Origin of the sequence: Rhizobium sp. L1K21, assembly GCF_024055895.1 — a bacterium.
Taxonomy (GTDB): domain Bacteria; phylum Pseudomonadota; class Alphaproteobacteria; order Rhizobiales; family Rhizobiaceae; genus Ensifer_A.
Window position 1 is genome coordinate 1,725,413 of sequence record NZ_JAMXLE010000001.1, and the last position, 12,214, is coordinate 1,737,626.

Genomic DNA, 12,214 nt, shown 5'->3' on the forward strand with positions numbered 1-12,214 from the left:
CTGTCCCTTCAGGCAGCCTTCCACCATTGGCGGTCTTCGTCTGCCACTTCAATTCCCGCCGTGTCGGCTGACGTGAGCCACGCGCTGGCGGTTTTGTTCGCGATCACCAGATCACCTGCATAATCGCAAAGCGGCATCAGCACGAAGGCGCGTTCATGCAGATGCGGGTGCGGCACGGAAAGCCGGTCACTGCGAATTTCACTGTCGCCATATGTCAGCACGTCAAGGTCGATCGTTCGCGGACCCCAGCGGACCACGCGCTCTCGCTTCATGCCACGCTCAATATCGAGACAAAGGTCCAGCAGAGCCTCCGGCGCCAGGCTCGTTTCAATCTCTGCCGCAGCATTGAAGAACCAGGCCTGATCCGTCTTGCCCCAGGGTGGCGTACGGTAAAGGCGCGAAACATTGGTGACGCCGCATTCGGCATGTGCATCCAATTGGCGAAGTGCAGCCGCCATCGCGGCGCGCGGATCGCCGATATTTCCCCCCAGTCCGATATTTGCCTTTACCGCCATGGCCGGTTTCAAGGCACATAATCGAGGCTGACCTCGACATAGTCGATCACGCCTGGCACCGGCGCATTCGGCTTGCGCACGGTGATACGTGCTTTGAGGATCTGTGGAAACTCGGCACAGACTGCCTTTGCCACATCTTCGGCCAGCGCTTCGATCAGAAAGCGGCGCTTGCCGGTGATCACCTTTTCGATGGTCACGAAGACTGCGCCATAGTCAACCGTACCCTCCAGCCGGTCCTCATCCAGCGCGTGGTCCGGTTCCACATCGAAGACCGCATCGACAAAAAAGCGCTGACCCAGGACAGCCTCTTCCTCAAAGACACCGTGGCGCGCGAAGAATGCGCAGTTTTTCATATGGATTGTATAGCGTGTCATTTGGGCGGCCTCCGCTCGTCTACCGCATTTCAATCATGGCATCGGCGACGGCAAGTGCGTCGCGGTTTGCTTTGACATTATGGACGCGGAAAATCGCCGCGCCTGCCATCCGCAATAGAGCCGTTGTCGCGGCCGTCGCCACATCTCTTTCCGCGGCCTCTCGCCCCGTCAGGTTGCCTAGAAACCGCTTGCGCGAGGTTCCGGCCAGAAGCGGATAGCCAAGTTCGAAGAGTTCTCCGAACCGGTTCATCAGTTCGACATTGATGTCCGTCGTTTCCTTGGCAAACCCGAAACCGGGATCGAGGACGATATGTTCCGGCGCGACACCAGCCTTATGCGCAATGTCCAGCGACTTTGCAAAAAACGCGCGTTCGTCTTCCACGATATCAGCCCGTTGTGTGCGCCCTCGTCCGGTATGCATGATGCAGACCCCTGCCCCTGTCCTAGCAGTGACATCGGCAATGTCCGGTTCCCGCTGCAGACCCCAGACATCATTGATGATGTGCGCGCCCGCTTCAATGGCTGCGCGCGCGGTCGAGGCGCGGTAGGTGTCCACCGAAATCAGCGCATCGGTCTTCTCGGCCAATGTTCTAATGACGGGTAGAATACGTGCCAGCTCTTCGTCCGCACTGACCTCGTCGGCACCGGGCCGCGTGGATTCGCCGCCGATATCGAGAATGGCAGCCCCCTCTTCCTGGCAGACAAGAGCATGGGCAATGGCTGCTTCAGCGCCGGCATAGAGGCCACCATCGGAAAAGGAATCCGGTGTCACGTTGACAATCGCCATGATATGGCCGCGGGGACCCAATTCGAGAAAACGGCCATGGGCAAGCTGCCAGCGAGCCGGCTTGAAAGGTTCCAGCGTTTTTCTCATCGGGTCCTACTCCTCGCCGTCCCGTTTCGGCGCATTTTATCGGCGCTATGGCTTAATTTCGCTTGCGCGTGTCCCGGCTATGCAGCAAGGTCCGGGAAAATTCAATGGGCCAATCGGGTTATGATCAACTCAACGCGCCGGTTCTGCGGCGCAGCACTGCTTATTCCCTTCGTTCTGACGACCTGTGGCTGTCAGGCGAATGCCGAAACCTCGATTTCAAAGTCCTACTCCTATTTCAATATCGGCGGCAAAACGCCGGATGCGCTTGATCGTGAGCTTGCCACGCGTGGACCAAAGAGCTCGCATTCCGGGCAAAACCACCCGGGCCTCACTCAGATCAGGTTCACTTACGAAATGACCTATTCGGCGACGTCGCGCCGGTGCACCGTTTCGCATGTGAAAGTGAACCTGAACGTAAAGATTATTCTTCCCCGCTGGCGTTATCGCAACCATGCCGATGCCGACCTTCGCTTCATCTGGGACACGCTGTCGTCAGACATCAAACGCCATGAGGATCGCCACGCGGAAATTGCGCGCTCCTACGCCCGCAAGATGGAAAAGATCTTGGGCAAGCTTGGGTCTGCAAGCAACTGCGAAATCCTGGAAGCACGGGCAGAAGAACTAGTCGCCCGCGAGATCGCCGCTCACGACCGGGAACAAAACCGCTTCGATAAGCTGGAATCCTCGCATTTTGAAGAGCGTATGATTCGCCTGCTCAAGAACCGCAGCAAACATGTATCGCGGTGAAAACGCCAATTTGGTAAGCTTCGACTGTCAAAACTTGTGCAAAACTTGCGTGAAGCTGAATCAATCCCCGACGTTTAGGGTAGTATATGTAGCAGTAGATGCAACTTTCCGAATGTAATACTTTTCGTGTCCGAAAGTGGCGGTTTACATTTGTTCAGTTGAGTTTGCGTTGTTCTCCTGGCGCGCGGTTACCAAACCGGACGTTCCCTCCCTCGTCCGCATGCGCGCCCGCCTAGCCTCGCTCGACGAAAGCCGAAGAGCGAGGCTTTTTTTGCCCTGTCATCGTGTCGGCTTAGCCTTGGCTCTCGGGCAGATGCACAGTCAACCCGTCAAGCTCCGGTGTCACCCTGATCTGACAGGACAGGCGTGAATTCGGCCGCAGGTCGGAGGCAAAATCCAGCATGTCTTCTTCCATCGCCTCGGGGCTTCCGGTCTTTTCCACCCATTCCTCATCGACATAGACATGACAGGTGGCGCATGCGCAGGCACCGCCGCACTCGGCTTCGATGCCGGGCACGGCGTTTTTGACAGCGTTTTCCATGACGGTTGAGCCATCCTGGGCGTCGATTTCAAAACGCGTACCGTCAAATGCAATGTAAATCAGCTTGGTCATTCCGGGATCCAGATACTGTAAAACGTTTCGGGAGGCGGCTTCTTGGGCCACCTCCCGGCATAACTATTTTGCCATGAATTGGGAAGACGTTGCCGCGAAATTCATTCGCGTTGCAACAGTCTCGGCTTTTTGTCAGCGGCAAATCTTCAAGATGAAGTTTTCAGCTTCCAGAACGGCAGCACCGATCTTGGCAATATGGGCGGCATCGAGCGCACCATTTTCCACTTCGGCTGCGGCATCCGACACATGAAAAGCGCCGACGGCTTCTGCTGCACCCTTCAGACGGTGCGCGGCCTTCACGCGGGCATCGTTGCTGCAGGACGCGAACTCACCGACCACCTGCCGCGCCTGGCGCGCAAATGTCATCAGGATTTCCAGTTCGAGGTCTCTGTCACCCATGGTCTGGCGTGCCAAATGTACCAGATCGATCGGGTTGCTTCTGGAATGCTGACCGCCGCTGATCGAAACCGGGCCGTCGAATGCTACATTATACGCTGCCATCTGCCTGTCCTCTTTTTGTTATAATTGTCAGGAACTACAGTCTAATCGGCGTTTCATCGCGATAGGCTTAACAGTGCCCGCCGATACCCAAAAAACTTAAGTCATGGTTAATAAGCGGTAAATGACGGAATAGATTTACCTTTTTTCCTTTAACGTTAGCGTTTCCGTCCCGTCGGGTGGTGCCTTGAGAATATGGGGACTCCAAACGGGGTCATAAAATGCATTAATGTGCCAACACGGGACGCTCTGTTTTTTCGGGGCATCTTAAAACTGGTGCGGAGGCCTGAATTCAGTCGCAAATACCAACATTTACGGTGGATAGTGAAGGTTGAAGACTAGGACTGGGCTCTAAATCGGGCTAGTCAGTGAAGGTTTAGAGATTAGTCAAGGCTGGTTCATTGGCGGTGAACCGGTTCTTGAGAGCGAAAATGCGTTTGTGAGCAGCTTTCGCGAGTTGTCGACAGGCATTGTGTACGAGGCGAATGCGTATGGCGAATACAATGGGCAACGAAACGGCCGATCAGGAAGCGATGGACGCGCTTGAAAAGGCGCTGCAAATCGACTTCGGCGAATTTAAAGACCCGGCGGATCAGAAAAGTCGCCAGAAAGTGGATGAAAACATGGCTCAGGCAGGCAGCAATAACGAAGCGGCAAAGTCCGAAAAGGCGGATGCCGCACGCGAGTTGGCACCCGAACCCGTGCCACGCGCCCCTTCCCATAAGCCTGCCAACGATCCCAATGGCGGCAATGCCGGTCTGATCCTGCGCTCGCTGGAAGGCCGTTCGGGCCGCGCCACCGTGCGCAACGCCGTTCTTCTGTCGCTGGCCTGGCTGGTCTTTGGCCTTGGCGTGGGCTATCTCGTTCTGACACCTGAAATCTTTGCCGTGACGAGCCTGAAGGGGCTTATTTCACTGCCGGGCTTCATGGGCCTGTTTATCGGTATTCTCATGCCGATGGTGCTCTTCGTCGGGCTCGGCATCGTCATTGCACGTTCGCAGGAAATGCGCGGCGCTGCCCGCTCCATGGCGGAGGTGGCGCTCCGCCTTGCCGAGCCTGAAGTTGCAGCCTCCGACCGTATTCTCGCCATCGGCCAGGCCGTGCGCCGCGAAGTCAGCGCCATGAATGAAGGCATTGAACGCACGATTGCCCGCGCCACTGAACTGGAAACCCTGGTTCACTCCGAAATCAATGCGCTTGAGCGCAGCTACAGTGACAACGAAATTCGCGTACGCTCGTTGGTCAGCGACCTGGGAAGTGAACGCGAGGCCATTATCAATCACGCCGAACGTCTGCGCTCCTCCATCTCGGGTGCCCATGAACAGATCAAGGGCGAATTGCAGAATGCGACGGAAGTGCTCGGCACGCAGCTTGCCACCTCAGGTGAGGCTTTCGCCCGCATGGTGGATACGCGCGCTGGCCTGCTTATGGAGAAGGCGGAATCGGCCACCCAGTCCATAGGCTCTCTGCTCACGTCCCATACCGACGACCTTCTTGCGGCGTTGAACTCTTCCGGCGTTGCGCTCGCCAGCGAGTTCGACACCCGTCTGGAAGAGCTTTCGAGCACGCTTTCGGAACGCGGCAAGAACCTTCTGGCGGAATTCGAGACCCGCGCCTCGTCCATTGACGCCAATACCGAGCGGCTCAACCAGGCGCTTGCCGAGCGCACCATGCAGCTCAACGAAACGCTGATTGCCCGCACGCGCGACTTCAACGACAGCATGAGTGCCGGCCAGGAGGCGATCACCTCCGGCCTCGATCAGCTGATCAATTCGCTGAACTCCGCACTGGACGAAAAGGGCGCAAGCTTCCGCCAGAGCCTGAAGTCGTCCAGCGACGAAGCTGTGATGGATATTGATCTGCGCACCGGCTTCATCGAGGAGCGTCTGCAGGCGTCGATCGGCCAATTGAACACCGGCTTTGACGAGAGCATTGCAGCCTTCACCAGCGCATTTGATCAGCGCTCGGGTTCGCTGAGTGAGAAGCTTGCACAGAGCCTTGCCCAGATCAGCGAAACGATGACCGGTGGCCGCGACGAGATGGACAGCATCCTGACGTCCAGCATCGACCGGCTTGGTTCCACCCTCACTGATCATTCTATCGGTCTGGCGACCGCGCTTGGCACCGGCCAGGAGATGATCGAGGCGGCCGTCGGCAAGCATGTCGATGAAATGGCCGGTACGATTGCCGACGCCCATTCGAAGATCGACACCGTTCTCTCGGAACGCTCCAATGCGCTGTTTGGCGGCCTGCAGTCGTCCCGCGAGGCCATGGAAGCGTCAATCGACAGCAAGCTGGAAGCCGCAGATTCGGCCATGTCTTCGAAGTTCGAGACGCTCGAAACACGTCTTTCGAACCATATCGAAGCCGCCGATGCTGTTATCTCCTCCAAGGTCGACACCGTCGAGGCAAGCTTTGCCACCAACAGCGCGCGCCTGAACGGGGTCCTGGACAGCGGCGTGGAGCGCATTGCCGGCAGCGTGACGGAAACGCACAAGCAGATTGCCGAAGCCTTCGACGAACGCACCGCCAGCATGCAGATTTCCATCGGCATTGCATCCGACACGCTCAGAGAGTCGCTCGAACAGGGCGCGGAACGGGCCGAGACAATCTTCGGCGAAAATGCCGGGCGTATCGAAAGCATCATTTCGCAGGGCAACGAGGCCCTCACCGCATCGCTTCGTGACGGCACCCAACGGGCCGAATCCATCTTCGGCGAAAACACCGCACGTCTCGGTGAGATCGTCGGACGCGGCAGCGAATCCTTTGCAGCCTCCATGCGTGAAGGCACGAGCGCGATCGAAAATGCCTTCCGTAACGGCGAAGACAATATCGGTCGTATGGTCGATGACAGTATCAATCGTATTGGCAACTCGCTCAACGAACAGTCCGCGTCTATCGGCGCTTCGCTTGCCGCATCCGCCGGCATGATCGAAATGAGCCTGGAAGATCAGACCGCTTCGCTTCAGTCGCGGCTTGAATCCAGCGCCAGCAAGCTGGCGGAAACCATGTCTGGCGGTGCTGAAAAGGTCACGTCCGCGGCAGAAGGCCTGTCGGCGCATATTGACGCCGCTCTTCAGGGGGCAACCACTCGCGCATCCGAAATCGGTCAACAGGTGGAAGGTGCGATTTACGCTGCAGGCCAGCGGATCGGTGAAAGTGCAGAAGCACTGACAAATGCCGCCAACAGCGCCGGCGAACGGGTGGCCGGTACGCTGGACGAGCGCATTGCAGGCATCGAGCAGTCGAGCGAACAGGCAGCCAACCGTCTCGCCGAGACGCTGGATGAGCGTACAGCACGGCTTGCCGAGCGTATGGAAACCATGGACAACGCGCTCAACCGCGGTATGGATGCGGTGGGCAGAACCATCGATACAAAGGCCGCCGATCTGGCCGCATCGCTGCGTGAAACCGTTTCGTCCACCATCGGCAATATCGATCATCAGGCGGCAAGCGCGGTGGAACGCGTCGCCAAGGCAGGCTCCGGCATGAGCGAAGAGCTCGAAGCCCGCGTCAGCGCGCTTGCCGGTCGTCTGCAGGAAAGCGAAAGCCGTGCGGCACAGCATGCCTCCAGCATTGCTGACAGCCTGTCGCAGAGCGAAAAGGCGCTTGAAGCGCGCAACAGCTCGATTCGCAGCACGCTGGATGAATCAACCCGCGAGCTGAATTCGATGCTGGCTGGACGCGCATCTGAGCTCAATGAAATCATCGAAGGCAAGGCACGTCCCGCCATCGACCAACTGGCGCAGACCGGCAACGAGATTGCTGGCCGTGTCGCTGCGGCTGCCCGCGAGAATGCCGATCGCATCCGTAAGGAAAACGAGGCGCTGGTCGCCGCCATCAGCTCGCGCTCCAGCGAAACGCTCGCCGCCATCTCGGCCAAGACCGAGGAAACGGCCGGCATGCTGGCTGCCACCGAAAACAGCCTGCGCGGCAGTGTGTCCTCGCTGATTGAGCGTTTGCAGAGCTCGAATGCCGATATTTCTCGCGTCATTGACGATGCGGCCTACCATTTCGCAGGCATTGACGACACGCTCAATGCCTCGGCAAGCCGTTTCGGCGAGCAGGCTGGAAAGATTTCCGATACGCTGTCTGCAGCCTCGCGTCTTCTCGAGGGCAAGGCGGAAAAGCTGAGCAATATTTCGGATGCCACGCTGAGCCAGGTTGCCGGCATTACCGGCCGTTTCGACGAGCATTCACGCGTTCTCTCTCAGGCGTCCGATCTGCTGGGCGCAGCGCAATCGAACCTTGCCTCCACATTGTCCGAGCGCCAGGATGCGCTGCGCGATCTCTCCATCGGTCTGGTCAAGCGTTCTGAAGAGATCGAGGGCACGATGCGGGCGTTGAGCGGCATGATCGAAGGTGCGTTCGATTCGGCGGAAGCGCGTTCTGGCCAGTTCGCCAGCACCTTGCGTGACAGCGTTCAATCCTCTTATGCCGACGCCAACCGCGCAATGGCCGAGGCGGAAAACCGTGCTCGTTCGACAGCCGAAAACCTCAAGGATATCCTGTCACGCGCTGGTAACGAAACCGCGTCTGCCTTCGAGAGCAGCATGTCGCAAGCCGAAGAACGGGCCAGCGAAGTCGCCTCGCGCCTTCGGTCTGGCATTGCCGCATCGCTGTCGGATATCGAGCGTATGCTGAACGAATCCGGCCAGAAGTCGAACAGCGCCGCAAACGAGATGCGCAACGCGCTGCGCACAGCCATCGAAGATGCGATCGAACGCTTCGCCGGTGCCACGGGCGAAATCCGCAAGTCTGCCGACGATATCCGCAAGGAACTCGACATGACCCGCTCGGAACTGCGCCGCGGCGCATTCGACCTGCCGGAAGAGACCAAGGAAAGTGCAGCGGCCATGCGCCGGGCCGTGTCGGAACAGATCCAGGCCCTGCAGGATCTCTCCCGCATCGTCGGCAAGTCGCAGCAGCAGCTTGAAGTGTCTACGCCGGCGCACTCCGCCCCCGTACAACAAGCCGCAGCAGCCCCGGCGGTTCAGCAGACGGTAGCGGCACCGGCTCCGGCGCCCCAGTCTGCCCCGGCGCAAGCGCCGGCTCCGGCTATTCCGGAAATGCGCGGAAGCTTCACCGCATCAAGCCCCGCGCCTGTTGCAGCGCCTGCGCAACCGCGCGCACCGGCACCGCAGCGTCAACAGGGCGATCAGAGCGGCTGGATCAGCGATCTCATCCGCGGTGCTGCGCGCGAAGAGGCACAGATCGGACGTCCCCGCAATGAGGCTTCGCAGAGCTCGCGCACCGGTGCAGCCCGCAATCCGCAACATGTCGTCGAGTCGCTCAATTCGCTCTCCATCGACATTGCCCGCGCGATTGACCACGATGCATCCGTGGAACTGTGGCGGCGTTACCAGCGCGGTGAGCGCGACGTCTTTACCCGCAGGCTTTATACGCTGAAGGGCCAGAAGACCTTTGACGAAATCAAGCGCAAGTACGATCAGGAGCCGGAGTTCCGCACTGCTGTGGATCGCTATGTTGCCGATTTCGAGAATCTGCTTGCCGATGTCGCCCGCAACGACCGCGACAAGTCGATCACGCAGTCCTATCTGACCTCGGATACGGGCAAGGTCTACACGATGCTGGCCCACGCTGCAGGTCGCTTCAACTGAATTAGAGCCTCGGGCGATAGTCGCCCGATGTTCTCACCGCAACTGCGGACACCAACAAAAAACCGCCGGTCCAAAACCGGCGGTTTTCTTTTGTCCAATCGTGACGCAATTCCTGCGCCTCAGATATATTTCAAAACCCAGTTGACCATCTCGGAAGAGACCTTGGAAAAGGCGGCGTCAAGCGCCTTCACATATGCTTGATTGCTGCTGCCGGATGCTGGCACAACGGCGCGGAACACATTGCGTGCGCGCACCGTTCCGCTGCGGTCATTGAGCACGCGAACAGCAATTTCCACGATGGCCGCTTTGCTCGTCGCGTCGATCTGGAAGGCATGGATCGTGGTCTGGATCTGGTAGTCGATCGCCAGTCCATCGCCCGGTAGTCCGGCACCGCCGACACGACCGGAGGCTTCAAAGGCCTGTGCCAGTTTCAGCTGCACCACCTTTGGCAATCGGTCGCTCCACTGGCTTTCGCCCAGATACTGATATTCCTGGCGGGAGACCTGTATGACGATGTTTTCACTGTCAAACGTCTTGACGGCCGTTGGCTCGGTAATCAGCAACTGACGACCCTGCGCCATCCGACCCTGCTGCGGTACATCGCCCAGCGAGAGGCCATAAGTGTCTTTCGGGGCTGACGAGGCACAGCCAAAGGCACCCACCGCCACAAAGGCCAGCGCAACCGTGTTCAGCCAAACTCTTTTATGAGAAAAACGAAACCTCAAAATTTCATGTCCCCTTTTGGGCGGCAAGATAAGCACTAGCGCCGATTGCGTCCATCATAGGTTTTCACTTCATCGCCACCGAATAGCAGCCGCTGCGGATCACGGTCAAAGTTGGAAATCGTGTTTTCCAGACTGCGCATCGTGCGGCGCGTATCCTGCACCAGCGCTTCCACACCGCGCAGTCCCGTTCCGGAGAAAGTCTGCAGGTTGTCGGCAATCGGACCGATTCTCGCGTTCAGCGTATCGGCCACCTTCTTATAGGCATCCAGCGCCTCGCGCGCCTGCACGAAGAGCGAATTGGCGTCATCGGAGCCCAACAGGTTGTCAACCTTGGTGAGAATACTATCCACCTTGTTCGAAGACCTGTTGAGCTTGTTCGCCATTTCGGTGAAATCGCCAATCGCCCGGTCGATCTCCTCGCGGCGCTTGGCCACATCGTCGGAAACACCCTTGATAGAGGCGACGGCCTCGCGCGCATCGGCAATGGCAACAGCTGCATTGTCAACCGCAGTCCCCACCTTTTCAGGATCGGCGGCAGCCAGAAGCTTGTCGACACGGACCAGCGCATCATTGGCCTGCTTGCCAACCGTTTCGAATTGTTGCGCCGCTTTATTGAAAGTCGCGAGCGTCTGCTTCACGTCTCCGGAGGCATCGGCAAAGTCCTTCGTCACCTTGTCGACGTTTGCGAGAATGTTGTCGACCTTTTGCGTGTCCACCGATTTGAGAAGACCTTCGGCGGCGGAGAGCGTGGAATCGAGCCGGCCTGACAGGCCTTCAATGGTTGTCGAAAGCGAACTTACGCTCTTGAGGAACGTATCGATACCGTCGGAATTGTCCGCAAGTGCCTGCGAGAACTCCTCGGCGTTCTGCACCGTGCGGGTCAGCGGCCCTTTCGCGGTTGTGGCGAATTCCTGGATATCGCCCACCGCCACATCGACCTTCTTCAGGATCTTGTCGGCTGTCGCCAGAAGGTTGGTCACGCTCGATTGCTCGGCCAGAATTTCGGCCCGCGTGCCCTTCTCTTCCGCCTGGCGCAGAATGTTCTGCTCGCTCGGCAGCCCACCGGAAAGTTCGATATAGGCAGAACCTGTGAGGCCCTGTACCTCCAGGATGGCCTTGGTGCTCTGGTAGATCGGCGCATCGGCGGAGACGCTGGTGAAAGCGACCGAATATTCGGGATCGGATGCATCGATCACGAGGCTGCGCACCGAGCCGATCTGAATACCGTTGAACCGCACCGGCGAGCCCACGCTCAGCCCGTTTGCCGAGCCTGGAATGCGCACGATGAGTTCGGCTGTCGGACCGCTGCGGCCATATTGCGACATCCAGAACACGAAGGCGAAGGCCGCGGCCATGACAGCCACGGTGAAAAATCCAACAATTGCGTAATTCGCTTTAGTTTCCATATCGCCTTCACTGGCCGGCACAGCGCCGGTTCGCCTGCTCCACTATTGCCTGTTTCCGTCGCCGGGCACAATCGCACGGGCGCGTTTACCACGAAAATAGGATTTTACCCACGGATCATCAAATGCCAGCATGTCATCAATCGTTCCTTCCACCAGGACCTTTTTCTGGCTGAGCACCGCAATCCGGTCGCACACCGAAAACAGGCTGTCCAGATCGTGCGTCACCATATAGACGGTCAGCCCCAGCGTGTCGCGCAGGCGCGCAATCAGATCGTCAAATTCGGCAGCGCCGATCGGATCGAGACCGGAGGTCGGCTCGTCGAGGAAAACCAGGTCGGGGTCGAGCGCCAGCGCACGGGCAAGTGCCGCACGCTTGATCATGCCGCCTGACAGTTCGGAGGGATATTTGTCCGCAGCTTCCGGGGCAAGGCCAACAAGCTGTATCTTCAGCCGGGCAAATTCATCCATCATCCATTTGGGAAGATCGAGATATTCACGCATGGGCAACTGAATATTTTCCTTCACCGTCAGCGAGGAAAACAGTGCGCCGTGCTGGAAAAGCACGCCAAGCCGCATATCCACTTCCATGCGTTCATTGGCGCTCAGTTTGTCGTAATCGGCTCCATCGATGGCAATCGTGCCTGCGCGGCGCGGTATCAGTCCGAGGATCGAGCGCATCAAGACCGATTTGCCGGTTCCTGAGGCTCCAACAAAGCCCAGAATTTCACCCTTGCGTACATCGAGATCGAGGTTTTCCAGCACGATCTGATCGCCGAAGCCCACGGTGATCCCGTGGGCAGAAAGAATAATATCGCGATTGTCCGGCTGGTCCGTCATCCCG

General features: G+C 58.5%; 10 protein-coding genes. 2 read left to right on the top strand and 8 right to left on the bottom strand.

The window, feature by feature from the left end:
- Nucleotides 1–8: 8 nt before the first annotated feature.
- From folK to folP, 3 genes are read right to left on the bottom strand one after another with little or no spacing between them, the layout of a single operon-like run.
- Nucleotides 9–515: a 2-amino-4-hydroxy-6-hydroxymethyldihydropteridine diphosphokinase gene (gene folK, locus NHF56_RS08240; RefSeq protein WP_373456265.1), complete on the bottom strand. Its 507-nt coding sequence runs from the start codon at nucleotides 513–515 to the stop codon at nucleotides 9–11.
- Nucleotides 516–523: 8 nt separating this feature from the next.
- Nucleotides 524–889, bottom strand: a complete 366-nt coding sequence (folB, locus tag NHF56_RS08245; protein ID WP_252803260.1) for a dihydroneopterin aldolase — start codon at nucleotides 887–889, stop codon at nucleotides 524–526.
- Between the two features lie 19 nt (nucleotides 890–908).
- Nucleotides 909–1,763: a dihydropteroate synthase gene (gene folP / locus NHF56_RS08250; protein ID WP_252803262.1), complete on the bottom strand. Its 855-nt coding sequence runs from the start codon at nucleotides 1,761–1,763 to the stop codon at nucleotides 909–911.
- 120 nt (nucleotides 1,764–1,883) lie between these two features.
- Between folP and NHF56_RS08255 the strand changes: the two genes are divergently transcribed.
- Nucleotides 1,884–2,510: a DUF922 domain-containing Zn-dependent protease gene (locus NHF56_RS08255; RefSeq protein ID WP_252803264.1), complete on the top strand. Its 627-nt coding sequence runs from the start codon at nucleotides 1,884–1,886 to the stop codon at nucleotides 2,508–2,510.
- Nucleotides 2,511–2,802: 292 nt separating this feature from the next.
- Here the strand turns inward: NHF56_RS08255 and NHF56_RS08260 are convergent, their stop codons facing one another.
- Together NHF56_RS08260 and NHF56_RS08265 are read right to left on the bottom strand one after the other, a co-directional pair.
- Nucleotides 2,803–3,123 carry a 2Fe-2S iron-sulfur cluster-binding protein gene (locus NHF56_RS08260; RefSeq protein WP_252803266.1) on the bottom strand — a complete coding sequence of 107 codons (321 nt, stop codon included), beginning with the start codon at nucleotides 3,121–3,123 and terminating at the stop codon, nucleotides 2,803–2,805.
- Nucleotides 3,124–3,255: 132 nt separating this feature from the next.
- Complete coding sequence (locus NHF56_RS08265) at nucleotides 3,256–3,624, bottom strand: Hpt domain-containing protein (RefSeq protein WP_252803268.1); 369 nt, start codon at nucleotides 3,622–3,624, stop codon at nucleotides 3,256–3,258.
- Between the two features lie 488 nt (nucleotides 3,625–4,112).
- Between NHF56_RS08265 and NHF56_RS08270 the strand changes: the two genes are divergently transcribed.
- Complete coding sequence (locus NHF56_RS08270) at nucleotides 4,113–9,242, top strand: hypothetical protein (RefSeq protein WP_252803269.1); 5,130 nt, start codon at nucleotides 4,113–4,115, stop codon at nucleotides 9,240–9,242.
- Nucleotides 9,243–9,361: 119 nt separating this feature from the next.
- Here the strand turns inward: NHF56_RS08270 and NHF56_RS08275 are convergent, their stop codons facing one another.
- From NHF56_RS08275 to NHF56_RS08285, 3 genes are read right to left on the bottom strand one after another with little or no spacing between them, the layout of a single operon-like run.
- Nucleotides 9,362–9,970, bottom strand: a complete 609-nt coding sequence (locus NHF56_RS08275) for an ABC-type transport auxiliary lipoprotein family protein (RefSeq protein WP_373456292.1) — start codon at nucleotides 9,968–9,970, stop codon at nucleotides 9,362–9,364.
- A gap of 32 nt (nucleotides 9,971–10,002) precedes the next feature.
- Entirely contained in the window at nucleotides 10,003–11,373 is a 1,371-nt protein-coding gene (locus NHF56_RS08280; protein ID WP_252803274.1) for an MlaD family protein, read from the bottom strand.
- 42 nt (nucleotides 11,374–11,415) lie between these two features.
- Nucleotides 11,416–12,210 (bottom strand): ABC transporter ATP-binding protein, encoded by a 795-nt coding sequence (locus tag NHF56_RS08285; protein WP_252803276.1) that lies wholly within the window; start codon nucleotides 12,208–12,210, stop codon nucleotides 11,416–11,418.
- Nucleotides 12,211–12,214 lie beyond the last annotated feature (4 nt).